This is a genomic window from Psychromonas algicola, assembly GCF_004378355.1.
Classification (GTDB): domain Bacteria; phylum Pseudomonadota; class Gammaproteobacteria; order Enterobacterales; family Psychromonadaceae; genus Psychromonas.
Window position 1 is genome coordinate 37,363 of record NZ_SNUB01000006.1, and the last position, 21,101, is coordinate 58,463.

General features: G+C 36.9%; 16 protein-coding genes. 4 read left to right on the top strand and 12 right to left on the bottom strand.

Translation table 11 applies throughout. The annotated features are described in order from the left end of the window. Positions 1-374: 374 nt before the first annotated feature. Complete coding sequence (locus E2R67_RS04455; RefSeq protein WP_166739309.1) at positions 375-3,272, bottom strand: insulinase family protein; 2,898 nt, start codon at positions 3,270-3,272, stop codon at positions 375-377. Between the two features lie 162 nt (positions 3,273-3,434). Continuing rightward, complete coding sequence (locus tag E2R67_RS04460; protein ID WP_134289730.1) at positions 3,435-3,704, bottom strand: hypothetical protein; 270 nt, start codon at positions 3,702-3,704, stop codon at positions 3,435-3,437. Between the two features lie 768 nt (positions 3,705-4,472). Here E2R67_RS04460 and E2R67_RS16590 point away from each other — a divergent pair. After that, positions 4,473-4,637 carry a hypothetical protein gene (locus E2R67_RS16590; protein WP_166739310.1) on the top strand — a complete coding sequence of 55 codons (165 nt, stop codon included), beginning with the start codon at positions 4,473-4,475 and terminating at the stop codon, positions 4,635-4,637. Continuing rightward, complete coding sequence (locus tag E2R67_RS04465) at positions 4,637-5,230, top strand: hypothetical protein (RefSeq protein ID WP_134289731.1); 594 nt, start codon at positions 4,637-4,639, stop codon at positions 5,228-5,230. The genes E2R67_RS16590 and E2R67_RS04465 overlap by 1 nt, the downstream gene beginning before the upstream one ends. A 306-nt stretch (positions 5,231-5,536) precedes the next feature. Here E2R67_RS04465 and E2R67_RS04470 read toward each other — a convergent pair whose 3' ends face one another. Continuing rightward, positions 5,537-6,820, bottom strand: a complete 1,284-nt coding sequence (locus E2R67_RS04470; protein ID WP_134289732.1) for a DEAD/DEAH box helicase — start codon at positions 6,818-6,820, stop codon at positions 5,537-5,539. A gap of 312 nt (positions 6,821-7,132) precedes the next feature. On the opposite strand from E2R67_RS04470, the gene E2R67_RS04475 reads away from it, so the two are divergent. Beyond that, positions 7,133-8,731 carry an ABC-F family ATPase gene (locus E2R67_RS04475; protein ID WP_134289733.1) on the top strand — a complete coding sequence of 533 codons (1,599 nt, stop codon included), beginning with the start codon at positions 7,133-7,135 and terminating at the stop codon, positions 8,729-8,731. Positions 8,732-8,785: 54 nt separating this feature from the next. Here E2R67_RS04475 and chrA read toward each other — a convergent pair whose 3' ends face one another. The 3 genes from chrA to E2R67_RS04490 form a co-directional block, all read right to left on the bottom strand. Next, entirely contained in the window at positions 8,786-9,961 is a 1,176-nt protein-coding gene (gene chrA / locus E2R67_RS04480; RefSeq protein ID WP_134289734.1) for a chromate efflux transporter, read from the bottom strand. Positions 9,962-10,062: 101 nt separating this feature from the next. Then, entirely contained in the window at positions 10,063-11,040 is a 978-nt protein-coding gene (locus tag E2R67_RS04485) for a hypothetical protein (RefSeq protein ID WP_134289735.1), read from the bottom strand. A 12-nt stretch (positions 11,041-11,052) separates the two neighbouring features. Then, positions 11,053-13,473: a tetratricopeptide repeat protein gene (locus E2R67_RS04490; RefSeq protein WP_134289736.1), complete on the bottom strand. Its 2,421-nt coding sequence runs from the start codon at positions 13,471-13,473 to the stop codon at positions 11,053-11,055. A gap of 201 nt (positions 13,474-13,674) precedes the next feature. On the opposite strand from E2R67_RS04490, the gene E2R67_RS04495 reads away from it, so the two are divergent. Then, entirely contained in the window at positions 13,675-14,016 is a 342-nt protein-coding gene (locus E2R67_RS04495; RefSeq protein ID WP_134289737.1) for an immunity protein YezG family protein, read from the top strand. A 22-nt stretch (positions 14,017-14,038) separates the two neighbouring features. Here E2R67_RS04495 and E2R67_RS04500 read toward each other — a convergent pair whose 3' ends face one another. The 6 genes from E2R67_RS04500 to E2R67_RS04525 form a co-directional block, all read right to left on the bottom strand. After that, entirely contained in the window at positions 14,039-15,265 is a 1,227-nt protein-coding gene (locus E2R67_RS04500) for a type II secretion system F family protein (protein ID WP_134289738.1), read from the bottom strand. 49 nt (positions 15,266-15,314) lie between these two features. Then, positions 15,315-16,997: a type IV-A pilus assembly ATPase PilB gene (gene pilB / locus E2R67_RS04505; RefSeq protein ID WP_134289739.1), complete on the bottom strand. Its 1,683-nt coding sequence runs from the start codon at positions 16,995-16,997 to the stop codon at positions 15,315-15,317. A gap of 6 nt (positions 16,998-17,003) precedes the next feature. Further along, complete coding sequence (locus E2R67_RS16920) at positions 17,004-17,417, bottom strand: pilin (RefSeq protein WP_134289740.1); 414 nt, start codon at positions 17,415-17,417, stop codon at positions 17,004-17,006. 517 nt (positions 17,418-17,934) lie between these two features. Then, positions 17,935-19,377, bottom strand: coding sequence for a sodium:proton antiporter NhaD (gene nhaD / locus E2R67_RS04515; protein ID WP_134289741.1), 1,443 nt, complete (start codon positions 19,375-19,377; stop codon positions 17,935-17,937). Positions 19,378-19,572: 195 nt separating this feature from the next. Beyond that, positions 19,573-20,256, bottom strand: a complete 684-nt coding sequence (gene cobC / locus E2R67_RS04520) for an alpha-ribazole phosphatase family protein (RefSeq protein ID WP_134289742.1) — start codon at positions 20,254-20,256, stop codon at positions 19,573-19,575. Positions 20,257-20,273: 17 nt separating this feature from the next. Beyond that, positions 20,274-21,071 (bottom strand): adenosylcobinamide-GDP ribazoletransferase, encoded by a 798-nt coding sequence (locus tag E2R67_RS04525; RefSeq protein WP_134289743.1) that lies wholly within the window; start codon positions 21,069-21,071, stop codon positions 20,274-20,276. Positions 21,072-21,101: the final 30 nt, after the last annotated feature.

Here is a 21,101-nt window from a genome sequence, read left to right on the forward strand (position 1 = left end):
TTGAATGTGTTGTTTTTGTTGAATTGGTTTGTATACAGTAATGAAAAGGAGGAAGTTTGGCTAGTTGTTGTTGGTTTTTGTCTTTGAGGGGTTATTGGTATTAGCTCGTCTGCGCTCGTCCGTTCATTTGGATGTTGTAAGCAGTGGTTTCCCCTTGTCGGCGACTAATTTTCTTTTCATAGTCAAAGAAACAGTACCTACAAAAACAAAAAAAGACGCTCCGAATCACTTTTCAGCTTTAATTTTTAAGCCAAAAAATAAAGCTAAATAGGTAATTTCCTCATTAAATTACTCAGTGCTAATAGTCAATAAAAACCTAAAGCTGTAAGGTAAATGAGTGAAGAATCAAATCCTGAATTTATAATTATTGTACTTTAATATTTAAGAAATGCTTTTAATTCGCCTTTAAAACACTGATCTACATGGCAAATACTTTTATCTAACTGGGATTTTTTATAATCATCACTTGATTGATGCGCTTTACCAAAACTACGTACAACAATTGGGTGAACCGTTGTTATAAATGAGTTATAAAATTCAAGCATATCAGCCTTTGTGAGCTTTTTAAGTTCAGCAGCAAGTTTGGCTTTGCTATCAAAATTAAATTCTTTATTTTTGATCTCTGATAAATAATAATTAGTGTGTGTAATTAAATTATAATTGTTAACCTGTAATTGTTTAATTAAACCTTGTTGATATTCCCCAAACTGCTTATGACTCATATTCTTCAAGATAAATTGATAGTTATTGATAAATTCATCTATTCGCCGTGTTAACTCTACAGGACCAACAACAGCTGACTGAACATAAAAATACATGCCAGGGAATCCCCCTATTCGAATATTTTTCGCTCCAACTTTATAACCTAGCTGTTGTTCTGTACGGATAGAATTATAAAAAGGTGTGCTGATCATATTACCTAATAACTCATATTTAGCTCGATTTGCTAATGAATTATCTTGGCTGATATAAGAAGCAACCAATACTGAATCATTGTGGTCTATCTCAAGTTCTCTAATCAGCGCATGTTGTGTATTATTAAGGTTAACTATGATAGGTGAGCGTTTTTTAACGCTCACATCAGACATATAGAATGTATATAACTTATCAGCTAGCTTTATTGACTCTGATTTTGATATATTTCCGAGGGCTAATATTTCAACTTCAATATGTTGATGGAAACTTTTTATATACTGCGTTAACTCTTCAATAGTGACATTTTCCACAGCCTCTGAAATCTCTTTATTAGAATATAATCCTACAACTTGTATTTGCTTTAAAATGGCTTCTGCTTGTATATAGGGATACTTTCTTTTAGACTTCTTCTCACTGTATTTTATATTTTTTTTGTACCTCGTAAATTCATCTTTATCAATACTTAAGTTCCGTAACGCCTGATTGATCAATGACAATAGCTCAGGCGTTTTTTCGTTATAACCACTGACTGAAAGAGTAACTCCCTCGTGCGAGTAATCAATTTTGTAATCGAGTCCTGCTTTTTTTGCAGGATAAACCATTTCATTTAAACTACTTTTTAATAAAGCAATATAAAGTCTGTTTTTTGCCCATGACAATGCATCTTTACCGGCATATGGAGAATAAATTTTTACAGTTAATGTCGATTTAGGAACCCGAAGTTCTGTCTCTTGTTTAAACCAGAATTTAAAACCAGGCTCTTCAAAGATAACAACAGGATTTTTGTTCACTTGTTCAACTTTTTTTAAAGTGAAATCTGTTGCTATAAAAGTGTTGACGTGGGGGTATGTTAAGGATTTGATCACTGGAGGAGTTTGATAACGTTGCAGCTCTTTAGCGGATAGCTTAGCTATAGCATAAGAAGTATTGTATTCAGGTTGTACAAGGTTAGTTGATAAGCCTTTCCCCAGTAAAATTAAGCGCATATTTTGTGGTGTAAAATATGACAAATAATCCATATGTAATTGATGAGAATAGTTACCATATAAGTAAGTCGAACTCCAAACATTCGCTGGTAATACTGTCTGTAGTTTACTAGATAAAAAAATCGCAGTTGCTTGTGAAGAGGAGTTTTCTTTAAAGTTAAATTTTGTTTTCGCAATAAGTGACTTTTCGTTAAAATATTGCTGGTTATATTGTTCGTTGGTTAATAATTTCAGGTAAGAAAAAACAGCTTCAATAATTTTTTTATATTGCTTTGTCCCTTTAAATGTTAAGTTAAACTTTAAGTTGAAAAGATCAAAATCATCAGGTCCACTGTAACTTGTATTTAACGCAGTAATTAATCCTTTTTTCTTTAACAGACTATACAAGCTGCCACGGCTTTCATCGCCTAACAAATATACAAGAATAGCCAATGGTTTTTCAGAAAAATAAGGTGTAGATTTAGGGACAGGAAAAGATAAAATCAATTGCTTCTTTGAGCTTAGTGGTTGAATTTTAATTTTAACGGCTAATTGCTCTGCTAAGTAAGGATTGACTGTGTTCTTGGTGACTTTTGAGCCGCTATTAGGAATTTCAGAAAACTTTTCGCGCGCCCAATGCTCTAATGTATCTAGATCTTCATGGCCAACAATCGCTAGTGACATGCGATTTGCTGAATAGTTATGAGCATAATGTGCTTTTACTGCATCAATCAATAAATCTCCATCTCTATCGACTAACGTGTCTAAATTACCGACCGAAAATTGGCTAAAGGGGTGTGCTGGATTACTTGTATCTTTAAGTACTTCTCTTATACGACGGTCTTCATCTTTAATTTTTAGACGGTATTCCGAATCAACCGCATTTTTTTCACGTTCAACGTAATGTGAGTCAAAATTAGGGGTGATGAAAAATTGTGCAAACCTATCAATAGCTTCCTCAAACGCATTTTGATTTATTTGAAAATAATAAAGCGTCTCTTGTTGAGAGGTCCTCGCATTCCCTCTTCCACCATTAGACGTAAGAAACTCTCTATACTCTCCTGCTTTAGGATATTTAACGGTACCTAAAAAAAGCATATGCTCAAGAAAATGTGACAATCCTTCACGATCTTTAGGATCATCCATATGCCCGACATGAACATTCATCGATACGGCTGATTGGCTCGCCGTACTATCAGAAACTAACACAACCTTTAAACCATTATCTAGCTCAAGATAACGGTAATTACGTTGATCATTTGGAGCTTTTATAATAGTGTTTTTATTACTTAATGAAAGCGAAATTTCTGGTTCGGTACTAGCTGCCTGGACACAATTAAAAACACTAAAAAGTAGAGTAAATATATATATATTTAAGAGAGATATTTTCACTGTCACAACTCATATAAAACAAAAAATCGAACTTCTATTATATTACATTAAAAAGAGGTACACATCTGGAGCCAGATCTTGATTTCTGCCTTTAAGCTAATAATAAAACGAGGCTCAATATAAAGAAAATTGTTGAGCAGCCACTCATTAAAATAAATAATATCAACAAGTTAATAAATAACAATACTCAATACGACACCCCCACCGTTGAGCTTTCCCAAACGATGGATAACTTTCAGCAACAGCAAACAGGACGTTTGCTGTAAGTTCATCCGACACACGGACGTGTCGTATGAACTGGTGCGTTAAGAAACTGAATTTAAAGGTATAGCCATCGATTGGATTAGAAAGCGATTCGGTGTCAGTCTTTTTGCTTACTTTTTCTTCTGACCAAGAAAAAGTAGAGTCACCGACAGGGCGAAACCACTGCAACTAGCAATCAACATGATCCAACGAGCGCAGACGAGCCTTAAAAGTAATTGGTTATGAGTAAAGCAAGGTAGGATGAATCCTATATCCCTAAAAAATGTTGGACGCCATTCACTGAAACAACAATACCAATAAGTTCATAAAACGAAAATCAATGTGGATACGTCACCCCCACCGTTGAGCTTTCCCAAACGATGGATAACTTTCAGCAACAGCAAACAGGACGTTTGCTGTAAGTTCATCCCGCGCATGGACGCGCGGTATGAACTGGTGCGTTAAGAAACTGAATTTAAAGGTATAGCCATCGTTTGGATTAGAAAGCGACTCGGTGTCAGTCTTTTTGCTTACTTTTTCTTCTGACCAAGAAAAAGTAGAGTCGCCGACAGGGCGAAACCACTGCAACTAATAATCAAAATGCCCCGACGAGCGCTGACGAGCCTTAAAAGTAATTGGCTATGAGTAAAGCAAGGTAGGATAAATCCTACATCCCAATGAAAACGATTCAGGATCAATCTTTTTGCGTGTTGTGGATAAAAAGTTTCTTCTGACCAAGAAAAAGTAGAGTCGCCGACAGGGCGAAAACACTGCAACTAACAATCAAAATGATCCGCCTAGCGCAGACGAGCTAACTTTAACTTTACGAATCAGATAGTTAAATTGACAACCTTTTATTACAGCAAAATATATATAACGCACTATAATCAAGTTTTACTAACGTTTGCATTTTATAACGTATATATAGATAATTAGGCTAAAAATTTAGGAGGAATTATGTCTATTACTGAATTAACAGCACGAGTTCAAAATGCAGGAAAGCAAAGAGACCATACTCAACGTATGCAATTATTAAAAAAAGCACATGTATTAAATGAACAAGGAAAAATGGATTCTCGTTTTTTTTCTAATGAAAAAAAAGCATCCACTTCTAATACCTAATGTACTCTTCAAAACCTTCTATTATCTATGGCTTTCATGGAATAGATAAATCATCCGCTCTTAAAATACTTACTCAAGAAGATAATTTTCGTCATAGTAATAATAACTATGATTGGCTGGGTAACGGTATTTATTTTTGGGAAAACAATTTAGAAAGAGCTAAACAATACGCAATTCAAGATAGTAAACGCATCAATAGTTCAATAACAGCTCCTTTTGTTTTAGGTGCAGTATTAGAACTCGGCAATTGTTTAGATTTACTTGATCAAAAATTCAATGACTTTCTAAAAACTGCGTATCAACAATTAAAACAAGATTTAAACGCAGAAGGTATTGAGCTTCCTAAAAATAAAAAGTTTTATGCTACTGATTTTGATTTTAAGACTCGTGAGCTTGATTGTGCTGTAATTCGTTATGCATGTGCGCTTGCAGAAGAGGCAGGAGAACCATTTGATTCAATTAGAGCTGCTTTTATTGAAGGTGATGCATTATACGAAGGAGCCAAATTCTATTCAGAGAATCACATTCAGCTAGCAATAATCAACCCGAACTGCATCAAAGGTATTTTCTTACCACGAGAGAAGCAGAGCTAAACTGATAACTACATTTTAAAAGAATATCTAAGAACCACTCCCATTCGATTTTTAATCGTAAAGCATCACTCCAAGGTGAATTTACTGCAACTAACAATCAACATGATCCGACGAGCGCAGACGAGCTAAAACTCAATCAAGATAATGAAATATGCATTCCCACAGAGACAATGGGAACGAGCCCAAACTAAAAAACTCAAACAACACATACAAAAAAGCCCCTATTATCATTCCAGTAATCCTCTACTGAAAAATAACAAGGGCTTAGATCACGCTAAATTTTTGCGTAACTAAAAATCCTACCTACTAACCACCTACAAAATTACTTCTTGGGCTGCGTTGTTTCTTCGCACTCCCCGTTCTTGCGCCAGAACGATTACCATCTCTGTGTTGTGGTTTTGGAGACTTCGGTTTCTTAGGCGCATTATCATTACCTAACGATGAAGCTTGTAATGGTTCACCCGGTTCAAACCCTGCGAAGATTTTACGTGGGATCACTTTCTTAATAAAACGCTCGATATCTCTTAATAACTTGAATTCTTCTTGGCAAACTAATGAAACCGCTTGACCTTCATTACCCGCTCGACCTGTACGACCGATACGATGTACATAATCTTCACTTACATGCGGTAAGTCGAAGTTAACGACGTTAGGTAGTTGATCAATATCGATACCACGTGCTGCGATATCGGTTGCTACTAATACTTTAATTTGGCTTTCTTTAAATTGCGCTAATGCTTTAGTACGTGCGCCTTGGCTCTTGTTACCATGAATCGCTGCACTACGAATACCACGCGCTTCTAGGTTTTTAACTAGGCGGTTGGCACCATGTTTTGTTTTTACAAAGACAAGCACTTGTTTCCAATCATTTTGAGTGATCAATTCACCTAATAGCGCTGTTTTTTTGGTTTTATCCACTTCGTATAGTGACTGCTCTATTTTCTCTACCGTTGTGTTGCGTGGTGTTACCGACACTTCAACGGGATTATTCACTAAGCCTTTTGCTAATGCGCGAATGTCATTAGAAAAGGTTGCTGAGAATAATAAGTTTTGACGTTTAGGCGGTAAGGCTTTTAAGATCTTTTTAATGTCGTGAATAAAGCCCATATCTAACATACGGTCTGCTTCATCTAAGACTAATACTTCTAATTGCTGAAAACGGACTGCGTTTTGTTGGTAAAGATCTAATAAACGACCCGGTGTTGCCACTAAGATATCGACACCACTGCGTAATTTTTGCATTTGTAGGTTAATTTTAACGCCACCGTAAACAACCATGCTGCGTAATGGCATGTTCTGGCCATATTTTTCTACGCTTGCTTGCACTTGTGCTGCCAGTTCGCGTGTTGGCGTTAGTATTAATGCGCGTACTTGATTTGGTTTTGCTCGCTCACCCTTTTCTAACAGTGCTAAAAGAGGCAAAGTAAACCCAGCTGTCTTCCCTGTGCCTGTTTGCGCAGCGGCCATCACATCTTTTCCAGCTAATACTGCTGGAATCGCTTGTTCTTGGATTGGGGAAGGTGTGTCGTAGCCAGCTTTTTTAACAGCTTCTACTAACGATGCGGGTAAACCTAGGGAATCAAAACTCATAGTTAATCTCATTAAAGTACGGCACTTGCCATTAGACGCGTAGCTTACCCTAAGCAACAGCATCATGCATGCGATAGTTTGATTAGTTGATCGAATAAATTTAATGAACTCACTTTTGCGTTTATACAAATCTGAAGCACTGAATTTCAGCATCTTCACTGCTATTTTTAAGATTTTAAATGCTTATACCAATCATAGTAAGTAACTTGGCTTTTATCCGTCTGAATTTTGCACCTTGAATGATAACGGGTATACTACGCACCATTAAATAGACGTATAAAAGCAATACTCAAACAATTTTAGGAATAAGCCGTGTTAAGTACAAATAACATCACCATGCAGTTTGGTGCAAAACCACTTTTTGAAAATATCTCTGTGAAATTTGGTACTGGAAACCGTTACGGTTTAATCGGTGCGAATGGCTGTGGTAAATCAACCTTCATGAAGATTTTAACAGGTGACCTTGAGCCAAGTGCAGGTAACGTTACTAAAGATCCTAATGAGCGTATTGCAAAATTGCATCAAGACCAGTTCGCTTTTGAAGAAAATACGGTAATGGATACGGTATTGATGGGCCACAAAGAAATGTGGGAAGTCATGAACGAACGTAACCGCATTTACGGCTTAGCTGAAATGAGCGAAGAAGACGGCATGAAAGTGGCGGATTTAGAAACTGAATTTGCTGAAATGGATGGTTACACTGCCGATTCACGCGCCGGAGAAATCCTATTAAGCGTTGGTATCCCACTTGAACAGCATTACGGTCCTATGTCTGAAGTGGCACCGGGTTGGAAACTGCGTGTTTTACTGGCACAGGTTTTATTCTCAAACCCAGACATCATGCTACTTGATGAGCCAACCAATAACTTGGATATCGATACTATCCGTTGGTTAGAAACTGAATTAAATGCACGTCAATGTACTATGGTTATCATCTCGCATGACCGTCACTTCTTAAACTCTGTTTGTACGCATATGGCCGATATCGATTACGGTGAATTACGTTTATACCCAGGTAACTACGACGAATACATGACGGCGGCAACGCAAGCTCGTGAACGTTTACTCTCTGAAAATGCTAAGAAAAAAGCACAGTTATCTGAATTACAAGAATTTGTAAGTCGTTTCTCTGCAAACGCATCTAAAGCAAAACAAGCAACCTCTCGTGCGAAACAAATGGATAAGATTCAACTTGATGAAGTTAAAGCATCAAGCCGTGTGAATCCTTACATTATCTTTAAACAAGAGAAGAAGTTATTCCGTAACGCATTAGAAACCGTTTCAATGACCAAAAGCTTTGAAAACACATTATTCAAAGACTTGAACTTGATGATTGAAGTCGGTGAGCGTGTTGCTATCATAGGTCAAAATGGCGTGGGTAAAACAACGCTATTACGTACGTTGATGGGACAAGTTGAATTAGATTCAGGTGAATACAAATGGTCTGAAAACGCACAACTTGGTTACTACGCACAGGATCATTCATCTGACTTTGAAAAAGACCAAAACTTAATGGATTGGATGGGACAATGGATGCAAGAAGGTGATGACGAGCAAGCTGTTCGCGGCACCTTAGGGCGTTTATTATTCGGTGCAAACGATATTACTAAATCAGTTAAGATCATCTCTGGTGGTGAACAAGGTCGTATGTTATTCGGTAAGCTAATGATGACTAAGCCTAATATTCTATTAATGGATGAGCCAACCAATCACTTGGATATGGAATCGATTGAATCATTAAACTTAGCATTAGAGAACTATGAAGGTACGTTATTGTTCGTGAGTCATGACCGTGAGTTTGTATCGTCATTAGCAACACGTATTATCGAAATCAAAGAAGATAAAGTGGTTGATTTCCATGGTACTTATGAAGAATACCTAAAAAGCCAAGGTCTTTTAGAGCAACAATAAGCTGCTCTATATTCATTGCTTATAAAAAGGGCTTCGGCCCTTTTTTTGTTTGCTTTAATAAAGCAGGCTAAATGCTCCACCAGCTAATGCAAATAATGCGACTAACGCCACAATCGGTAATTGCTTACATTTCAACAAATACACGCCAACTAATACCGTCGCCATATCAACACCATTAAATACAGCACTACTGAATACAGGCTGATACAAGGCACTAATTAATAATCCCACCACAGCAGCATTCACACCATTTATTGCAGCAGCTAAGTTAGGCAAAGCGGATAGCTTCTTCCAATTTTTCAAACAACTCAGTAACAATAAAAAACCCGGTAAAAACACAGCGACAGTCGCGATCAAGGCTCCCAATATAGGTGTGTTTGGTAAAATAAAGTAACCAATATAAGTGGCAAAGGTAAACATCGGGCCCGGTACTGCTTGTGCAATTGCGTACCCAGTTAAAAACTGATCTGGCGCGATTTGTCCAGACACAATATTTTCTAACAGAGGTAATACAACATGCCCTCCTCCAAACACTAAACTACCCGCTTGAAAGAAATCAGAAAAGGTCTGAACAATAGGTGAGATATGCGTTAGGAAAGGCAATGAAAAGAGTAACAATAAAAAGACAGTTAAAGGCACATAATTAATTGAATTGACGAGTTCTTTGCTTAGGATAGATGTTTGTTTGTCTACAACATCATTGTGTTTTTCTTTCAACAGTAAAACGCCTATTGTAGCGGCACCAATCAGCACTAACAATTGGCTGAATATGCCCGGCCAAATAAGCAATACGCAAGCAGTTAATAGGCACAAAAAAATACGAACATTATCTTTACAGAAATTTTTGTACATACCTAACACAGCATCAAAAACCACCACAACTGCGAGTAACTTAAGACCGTGTATCACAGAAAGAAACAATGAGTTGTCCGTTAATTGAGCGGTAGTGACCACCAGCAATAGCATTAAAGCAATAGAAGGTAAGGTAAACCCTAAAAAAGCGAACAATGCGCCCGCTAAACCTGCACGATGGTAGCCAACAGCAAAACCGACTTGGCTTGATCCAGGACCGGGCAAAAATTGGCTTAAGGCAACGATATCTGCATATTGTTTTTCATTTAACCAAGCTAATCGCTGAACAAATGTGGATCGAAAATAACCGATATGTGCTGCAGGACCGCCGAAGCTAATGCAACCTAAGATAAAGAAAGTTTTAAATATTTCCCACATGCAGACTCAACCCACCTATTAATTTAATAAAATGATATCGAGAATACATGGTGAATATGACAGAAAAATGAAAGTGAATATTTTTAATTCTTTTAATACAATCAGTTCGTTTTTAAAACAAGATGCAAATACTGAAGGTCGTTGCTCCATAATTGCAGGAATTTTCGGGACTTGTCTTTATTGGCTAAACATTTAGCAAATAGAATAATGTTCGCACCTTTTAAGTCACTACTGCTTTCTAATGCATATTTATCGACTAATTTTTGTTGGAAAAGTTTAAGTGGGATAGCTACATTTTTAGCTCCCTCTACGTTTAACCACATCATCTCTTTATCGGCGTAACTAATACTGCCCCAATACATTCTTGGTGCGAAATTATCTAAGACTTCTGCATCTTCAAGTTTCACAAATAAGTTCTTTGCTCGCCATTTGTGCATTTCACTGGTATGCACCCACACATCAGAAGTGGCTAACGAACTACCTCTTAACAAACTGGTTAATAGTTTTGCTAGGCTTTGTTTGATTGAGCTAGCTTGTTCTTTCTCAATTTCATTGCTTAATTGTTTTGATTCAAGCGTTATTGGAGTGTTATTTGATGAGCGATAATTTTTTGTTTTAGAGGACTCATTAGCCACTTTACGAGTTACTGTCTTGGCTGAAAAGTCGATAACAAAACCTTGGTCTTCCTTCACTGATTTTTCAATTAATTGATGATTTTGATTGTCGGCCTTTTGTATTTCTTGTTGCTCTGCTTTGATCTTCTGCTCAAGCAACTTCTGTGATTCATCGGTTAATTGATACTCTTCACTTAAGCCATCTGTTTTATTAACTGTATTTCTTAAATGGGAGTTTAATTCAGAGCAATCAGGTAAATGATGACGCGATCCAAAGCACGCTTGTTTCCCATCAATAGATGCTCGCCTAAAGTACGCCGGCTGCAAACAAACGGGACAAAATAATGAATGACGATATAGTGCTATTTGTTGTGCTGGTAGCGCTTTGAATTCAAAAATAGAGAAGGTGATTTTTTCACTCTCACTATGTGTCTCAATGGGCTTTATATAAATAGCATCTAACATCTTAATCTCGCTTTAATTACATTCAGTATAATTTGAAGATTGGCATTGTGTAGCCATTGCTTTTGCTTGTTGTAATTCTTGCTCTGTCATTTTGGCCGCAATAACCGAAAGAGCTTTTTGTGTTTGTTTATTATCGCCCGACAACTTTATCCACATATAAGATTTTAAGTAATCGCGAGCAGTGCCTCTGCCATAAAAATAGAGTGAACCTAATGAATACTGCGCATCTGAGTGCGCCTGTTTTGCTGATTTTAGATACCAGCCAAATGCTTTTTTATAGTCTTTAGCAATGCCTTTGCCTTTTTCATACAAACCACCTAAATTATTCTCAGCATCAGCGCTTCCCTGCAAAGCAGCTTCTTTGTACCAGTAGATCGCTTTTTCAGTATCTTTTTTTGTACCGAAACCATTAGCATACATATAACCTAAGTTATTCTGTGCACCAACAAATCCTTGAGCAGCGGATTTTTGATACCAATACACCGCTTTTTTAAAATCCCTAAACACGCTTTTTTTGTCACTATACAGATAAGCTAAGTTGAATTGTGCTGAGGTGTGACCTTGTTCTGCTGCTTGTTGATACCAATACAAGGCTTGTTTGACATCCTTGGGGCTATCGTTATTATAATTTAATGCTAAATGAAACTGTGCGAGAGACATGCCTTTCTTAGCCGCTTTTTCGTACCAAGCTCTTGCCAACTCATTATCTTTGTTAACACCGTTACCTTCACTATATGCATCACCTAAATAATTCATGGCTTTGGCATAATCTTGTTTTACTGCCTTACGAAACCAAATAACGGCTTGCTTTGGATCCTTTTCCCCCCCTCTTCCAACGTTATACATTAACCCTAAATTGCTTTGTGCAACGGCAAGTCCTGCTTCAGCCGCTTTTTGATACCAGTAGAATGCTTGCTTTTGATCTTTTTCGACCCCGTCTCCAGTTTCATATATAACACCCAGATTATTTTGAGCAGAAAGGTGACCTTGCTCAGCTGCTTTTTGGTACCACTCTAATGCCAACGGTTTATTTTTAGTGGTACCTGCGCCATTTTGATACATCCAAGCAGTAGAGTATTGAGCACCATCATGCCCTTGTAATGCTGCTTTTTGATACCAATAAAATGCTTGTTTAAGATCTTTAGATAAACCGAGAGATCCATTGTCATAGCTTACAGCAAGATTATATTGAGAGTATTGATGACCTTGTTCTGCCGCTTTTTGATACCAGTAAATAGCTTGTTTAGCACTTTTATCTAAGCCACTACTTCCTTCTTCATACCTTACTGCAAGGTTATATTGTGCGTATTGGTCACCTGCATCCGCTGCTTTTTGATACCAGTAAATAGCTTTTTCGGGATCTTTTTTAACACCTCTACCTACCGCATAAATAACCCCTAACTGATATTGAGAATCGACATGACCGTTTTCAGCAGCTTTTTGATACCAAGACAGCGATAACAGATCATTCTGCTCAACACCTAGACCTTTATGATAACGGTATGCAAGGTTATATTGTGCACTTGAACTATTTAAAGCCGCTGCTTTTTGATACCAATAAACGGCAAGCTCACCATCTTTTGTTACCCCCTGCCCGTTGGCATACATCACACCAATATTTAATTGTGCACTTGCATGCTCTTTTCTTGCTGCTTTTCTAAACCAGTGTATCGCTTTGCTATAATTTTTTTCGACACCTTCGCCATTAAGATAATTTAATGCTAATAAATATTGTGCAAATTTATCGCCTTGCTCAGCCGACTGTCGGTACCAGTAATTTGCTTTCTGTAAGTCTTTGGCAACGCCTTTAGCGTAAGTGTAACTGTCAGCCAAATAATATTGAGCTAATGAATCACCTTGTTCAGCAGACTTTTTAAACCATTGATAAGCTTGTTTACTATCTTTAGAGACCCCTTCCCCATTAGCGTATTTAGAGCCTAGATTGTATTGTGCATAAATTTCACCTTGTAATGCAGCCCTGTGATACCAATAAGCTGCTTGCTTATGATCTTTATCAACGCCTTCGCCACTCGCGTACATCACGCCTAAATTATTTTGAGCAGAAGCATAATCTAACTCAGCCGATCTTTGATACCAATAGGCCGCCTCTTTATCATCTCGTGTCACACCTTTGCCATGGTTATAAAGATAACCTAACCGATATTGGGCAGATACATTGTCATTTTTAGCAGAGAGTTTGTACCAATAAGCTGCTTTTTTATAATGCTCATCGGACTCAGTATTTTTTCGGTTGTAATAAAAGTCACCTAATCGACCTGGGTATAGGTGGTTATCATCTACGGCAATAATAGAAAAGTCTTCGTAAGTGGTTTCAAAGTCAACATCGTAAACTTTGCTAACGTGGAGAGAGAACTCATTTGCATAAAGAAACGATGTAAACAGCAGAAAAAAAGCAGAAGCAATACTTCTCATAATGAATAACTCAACTTAATATATTGGAAAGATGGATATAAAAACAACAATGTTAGCACACCTCCTTAATAATAATCTTTCCGATATAAGATAAAGTGTTGATGATAAAATATTAAAATTGAAATGATTAAAGTACTCCTTGATAGCAAAATGATGGCTATTTCAACTTATTAAAATCAACAACCAACGAAAGGTCTCATCATGACAATAGAAGAAATATACCAAAATATTGCTAAAAATATGTTTAATAATTTACCAGAAAAATGGAAAGAGTCTTATTTGGAAGTGGAGCGTGATGATAGTGACGCAATAGGTTTTAAAGGAGGATATATCAATGAAGTCAGTGAATTTACTTCTTTCAAGTTCAGAGAGTTTACTAACAGACAGGATTTGAGTCGTGATTTTCACTTGCTATATGAGATGACGAGCGAAGGTGGTAATAGCAAATGGAACAAAGCAAAGTTTACTTTATACCCCTCTGGAAAATTCAGTTTAGATTTTACATGGAATCAAGAAATGGCTGATGAACTATCGAATGGCTAAAGCAGTGTTTGAATGCCATGAATCACCCAATGACACTCCCTAATTTAAAGATAGGTAAATACATCGCGATGATTAATGACCCCACAACAATTCCCAAGACCACCATAATAATTGGCTCTAATAAACTGGTTAGTCCATCAACTGTGTTATCAACTTGCCCTTCGTAAATATCGGCAACTTTACTTAACATACTATCTAACGTACCTGATTCTTCACCGATCATCACCATCTGTGACACCATATTAGGAAACAAGTGTGTGGCATTCATGGCATGATGAATTTGCATACCTTCCATCACTTCAGCACGCATCATTTTAATTGCAGAACGATAGACATAATTGCCCGAAGCATCGGCGGCGGAAACTAACGCATCGATTAAAGGAATACCTGCAGTAAAAGTGGTCGCTAAAGTTCTAGCAAAACGGGCAATCGCCGCTTTATGTAAGAGTGAATTAATCACGGGAATAGTTAACATACATTTATCGGTATAATTTTTTACTTTTTGACTCTTTCTATGCGCCCTTTTAAACAGCAAAACTAGTGCTAAACAACTCACAAAAATCAATAAGCAATTATTTTTTACGAACTCCGAAACACTTAATACAAATAGTGTGAAGCTGGGTAATTCTGCCCCAAAGCTTTGATAAATATCTTTAAACTGAGGAATAACAAAGAGAAGCAATAACAGAGTAACGCCTCCCGCGACAAATAAAATAGCAGCAGGATATAACATGGCTTTTTTGATTTTAGATTTTAAAACTTGGGATTTTTCTTGGTAGGTTGCGATGCGATCATAGATGATATCCAAAGTACCGGATTGTTCCCCTACTTCCACTAGATCACAATATAAATTATCAAAATACTTAGGGTAGCTTGCTAATACTTGAGACAAAGCAATACCAGTTGAAACATCATGACTAATGGCTGTAATGAGTTGTCTTAATAACGGTTTTTCACTACCTTTAGCAATTAAGTCCAGGCTCTGTACTAGTGGAACACTTGCGTTTAACATGGTCGCAACTTGCCTAGAAAAGATTGCAATATCCATGGTTGTAATTGCTTGGTTAAATGAAAATAGAGACTTGGGTTTCTTTTTAATACGCGTAACATTAATACTTTGTTTTCTTAATTCACTTTTTGCTTCAGTAATACTGCTTGCCTGTAATTCACCAGAAAGCGTTAATCCTTTGCGACTAATTCCCTTCCAATAAAAAAGTTGCAGCGTAGGAGCTTCGGTTTTTATTTCCATAAAAACCCCCTTAAATTCAGATTTTAACAATATAAGAAAACGATAATCGCTAAGTCACTCGTGTGACTTCATTCAAGCTAATCACACCTGCTAAGGCCTGTTTAATTGCGGATTGACGTAATGACAACATACCTTCTTTTTGCGCCGTATTATAAAGTTGCATGGCATTACCCGTATTTAAAATGACACTTTCTAATGCTTCTGACATTGCCATCATTTCATAAACCCCAATACGACCTTTATAACCATCAGTGCATTTATCACAACCCACAGGTTTATAGAGGCGATGCTTCTGAGTTAACTGTTGTTCAGTAAAACCAATTTCAAGTAATTCATGGTCACTGATTTTCAATGGCGCTTTACATTCTACGCATAAACGACGAGGTAAACGTTGTGCAATAATCAGTGAAACTGACGAAGCAACATTAAAAGCAGGTACGCCCATATTTAATAGCCTTGTGACGGTATCGGCTGCGGAATTGGTATGTAATGTCGATAAAACTAAGTGACCTGTTTGTGCGGCTTTTATGGCTATTTCAGCGGTTTCTAAATCACGAATTTCTCCGACCATAACGACATCGGGATCCTGACGTAAAAAAGAACGCAATGCAGATGCAAAAGTAAGCCCAACCTTGTTATTGATTTGTACCTGATTAATGCCAGTTAAGTTGATTTCCACAGGATCTTCAGCCGTTGATATATTCCGTTCAACGGTGTTGAGAATATTTAACCCTGTATATAAAGAAACCGTCTTACCACTTCCTGTCGGCCCTGTGATTAAAATAAGCCCTTGCGGCTTGGCTAATGCGCTTAGATATTTACTCTTTTGCTCTTCACTATAACCCAGCGCATCAATGTCTAGATTGGCTGCAGAGGAATCCAAAATCCGCATCACTATTTTTTCGCCCCACATAGTAGGCAAGGTACTTACACGAAGATCGACATTGCGTTTATTGGATATTTTTAATTTAATTCGCCCATCTTGAGGCAAGCGCCGTTCGGCAATATCTAATTTAGACATGACCTTTAGCCGAGCAGAAAAGCGATTCGCTAAATTGACAGGAGGAGAAGCGACTTCATAAAGAATCCCATCGACACGAAAGCGAATGCGATATTTACTTTCATAGGGTTCAAAGTGAAGATCTGAAGCGCCTTTCTTCACAGCATCAATCAATATCCCGTTAATATATTTAACAATAGGCGCATCATCATCAACCACTTGCATTTCATCTAATCGCGATTGTGAATCATCAATTTCTATATCATCGATATCCCCCACATCGTTTAATACACCAATGCCATCATTAAGTTTATTTTCAATGGCTTTATTAAGCTTCGCCTCTTCCACTAACAAAACTTCTGTGTGCATGCCTAAACTGAAACTAAACTCATCTAAAGCAGTTAAGTTAGTAGGGTCGGACATTGCGATATAAAGTGTTTTTTGTTTTGAATAAATAGGTAAAGCATGATGTTTTTCTATCAATTTATGGTCGATAAATTCTTCAGGAATTTCATCTAACATAAGATGTTCAAACTCCACCAAAGGTATGTCGTATTCTTTTGCGCAGAATTTGGCTAATGCCAAACTATCAATAAGATTATTTTCAACAAGGTAGTGCACTAAGGTTTTATTTTCAGATAATGCTGATGCAAGAATCACCTGTAAGTTAGCAACAGGCAGCAAGTTTGCAGCGGTAAGGTTAGCGATAAGACCGTTAATGGGTAATGGCATAATCAATTACTCGGTTGCGAGTTCATTACATCCTTTTAGGATGCTATTACAGCTATCAATATCACTGGTAATTTTCCAAGTAATCATTCCACTATCAGCGTCACCTTGGTATTGAATGATTTTATCTTCGTTAGCGTAAATAACATTAACTTTAATAGCACCATTGATAACACTTTCTACATGCCCAGCTACATCTGGAATATCATTCGTCCCTGCATCACAACCAGCGAAGGTGCCGAGTAGGTTATAACAAACTGCAACACCGAGTTTATAAGGATCAATGCCCGACAAATCGGCCATAACTTGTGCTTTATTGGTGTAGTTTTTATATTGTGGAAAAGCCGCCGTTGCAAGAATAGCGATGATTGCAATAACAATTAATAACTCAATGAGACTAAAACCCGCTACTGTCTTTTTCATCCTACTTAATCCTTCTTTTGCTTAATTAATGCTAAGCAATTTCAAATCGTCACACGTAAACTTTTTGAATTAAAGGTTAAATGAAGCATAAAAACATTACCGATCACATTAAATATGTCATCTGAATTTCACGCTGAAAAACAGTTCCACTCGACGCATAAATTAACGTAAATGGCTGTTATCTTTACGCAATTTATAACAAAAAAGTGAGCTGTGTTAGCCAGGAAAATAAATAAACTATTTATCGTGATTGGTATAATGAATATCCCAAGATCGAAATAGCTCCAAAGCAACCTTATTATTGATGAATTATAATCATAGTTAATTTGTACAAAAAAAGAACAGAAAGCGTAAATAAAAATTAAGCTGATTTTATAAAAACGACTTATTTAATTGTTTTTACAAACAAAATCAGAAAACAATCTTTTTAAAAGAAGAATGATTAAGCATCAGATAAAAAAAGAGCGACTTAATCATATTAAGTCGCTCAGAATGAATGAAAAAAGAACGCGATTCCCTAGAAGTAAGAGGCGTTAATCCAAAGATGTGCAAAGATGCTCGCAATGTAACCTAATGCAATCACAGGCGTCCATTTTAGGTGAGCACCGAAGGTATAAATACCACGGGCTTGCCCCATTAAAGCCACACCCGCAGCACTACCAATAGAGAACAAACTACCACCAACACCGGCAGTCAATGTCACTAATAACCACTGTCCAATGCTCATATCTGGATGCATACTCAATACAGCAAACATAACAGGGATATTATCAACAACCGCAGATAACACACCGACAGTGACATTAGCATAAGTAGGATCCCAGTTTGTGTACATCGCTTCTGAAACCATGCTTAGGTAACCCATAAAGCCCAAACCACCTACACACAAGACAACGCCGTAGAAGAAGAATAAGGTATCCCATTCTGCTTTCGCAACTTTATTGAAAATATCAAAAGGCGTTTCTTTACTTAATAGTGAAAGTCTTTGATGCTGCTCGCCTTCAGTTTTAGCCAATGCAGTTTGATAGTAGCTTTTTTGAGTTTTACGTAAAAAGAAAGCAAAGAACTGCAATAAACCTAAACCTGTCATCATGCCTAAAACAGGTGGCATTCCTAATACAGAATGCCCCATAACAGCAAAGAAGATAGTTGTTAGAAACAAGGCAACAATACGACGAGCACCACGTTTCATATGCACAACTTCACCATCACCTTTCGCCGCTTCGTTGGAAATAAAGAAACTGATGATAATCGCAGGCACTAAGAAGTTAACAGCGGCTGGAATAAATAGTGCGAAGAAGGTACCAAATTGAACCATACCTTTTTGCCAAACCATTAAGGTTGTAATGTCACCAAATGGACTAAACGCACCACCAGCATTGGCTGCAACAACAATATTAATACAGGCTAAGGTAATGAATTTTTTATTGTCTCCCCCAACTTTCATTACAATGGCACACATCAACAGTGCTGTTGTTAGATTGTCCGCAACAGGTGAGATAAAGAAAGCTAATAACCCCGTTAACCAAAAAATCAGTCTTAAGGTAAAACCTTTATTAACCATCCAAGCACGTAAGGCATCAAACAGTTGGCGTTCTTCCATGGAATTAATGTAAGTCATTGCAACTAATAAAAAGAAAAACAGCTCTGCATATTCTAATAAATTATGACGGAACGCAGCTTCCGATTCATGGGACATACCATGCTGAGAATAATAGTAACCAATCATTCCCCAAATAATACCCGCAGCAATAAGTACAGGTTTTGATTTACGTAAATGGGTAACGTCTTCTAACATAACTAAACAATAAGCAATGCCAAAAAATAAAAGTGCAGCATAGCCGATACCATGTGAGGTTAAGTCAATAATATCCCCTGTTCCATTAGCAAACAAAGAGGGAGAAAAGAAAACGATAAAGATGGCCGAAATGATATTAAAAATTTTCAACGAATTGAACATGACACTTTCCTTCAGATAATAAATATATTGAAACGAGAAGATTTAAGTGAAATTTTAACAAACAGAAAGTGAACACAACGTGATTTACAACAAGTAAAAGCGGAGAATCATCACATAAACTCATATAAAACCGCTTTACATAAATAACAAATAAGAGTATTTAGCTCATTGATAAATAATCGTATTTTTTAAGTATTAAAGTTTTTTATTAACAAACATGCAACGTGATAAGGTTTCAAATTGAGGATAGAGATTAAGATGAGAAATACTTAGTTTATCAATATTAAGCAACAAACTGTGTTGTAATGGAATATGCAAAAAATGAGATAAAATAGAACGAATAACACCTGCGTGAGTAATAATAATAATTGTTTTTGAGCTTGTTTCACGTGCTAATTGAGCCTTTAATTCATCCCATGCATTAATCACTCGAGCATCAAAGCTACGTGCACTTTCACCATTCGGAAATGTGTAATCAATTAAGTCATTATTCCAGCTTTCAATTTTATCTTGTCCAATATTTTGCCAAGACTGCCCTTCCCAATCTCCAAAGTTAATCTCCTTAAAAGCGTCATTGCAATGTAGTTGAGCCTGCAATGTGGGATCTGCTTGAGATTCCAATGCTTGGTTTAAAGTTTGTGCGAGTTGAACACAACGTTTTAGCGGGCTACTTATAATGATTGGCGAAGAGTAAGCCAAGCTTTCTAGCTGAGAGGTATTGGTGAAATAGTCAATAAGACGAGCTTGTTCAGCCTCAAATCCAGCAGAGACTTCACAATTTAATTGCCCATAACAAACACCGACAGGCACATTAACTTCCCCATGACGAACAAGATAAATTTGATGGGTTATCAGTGTGTTGCTTTCAGACTGGCTCATAAAAGGATATCGTTATATTAAGAAAAAATAGCAGGATTTGATTCAAATAAAGGTAATAAAATCAAAAAGATTAATAACTCATTTAGTTGCTGCAAAAAGCCTAAACAGTCTCCAGTGTAACCTTGTATTTGCTTGTTAAAATAAGCACGACATAATAATGTACTTATGGTGAGCAAACAAAGTATCAGCACACTCCACAATACAGGCATCCAATACATTGAGCTCAAACCCATTAAAATAGCCAGCAACAAATACTTTTTAGGTAAAGCATGAGAGGAACTAGCCGCTTTGCTACTTTCATCATCTCTTGCATATAAACTACATTGAATAACAGCTAATAGACTGAGACGGCTCAACATAGCAGCACTTAATAACAGCGCAAAGAAAACAATATTAGATTGTAAAGAAAGCGTAATTAACAGATTGATTTTCAGAGCAAAAAGCAAGATCAAGCCCAGCACACCATAAGTGCCAATCTGGCTATCCTTCATGATCGCCAAACATTGTTTTTTAGTATAACCACCGCCAAAACCGTCACAGCTATCTGCAAAACCATCTTCATGTAATGCACCAGTAAACAATAAGCTCGCAACTAACATCAAAATAACACTAATCGTATTATCAAACATGCTTTGCGCAACATAAAAAACACAAAAACCAAGGATCGCAGAAAATGCCCCCACCACTGGGAAATAAGCATTGCCTAAGTGGAAGGGATAAGCTTTAAAATCAGTAGAGCGTGGAACAGATAAGCGAGAAAAAAACGATAATGCATAACACAATAAAGTCCATTGTTTTTTAAAACTAGCTAACATCTACTTCACTCTCTATTTATTACGGTGGAT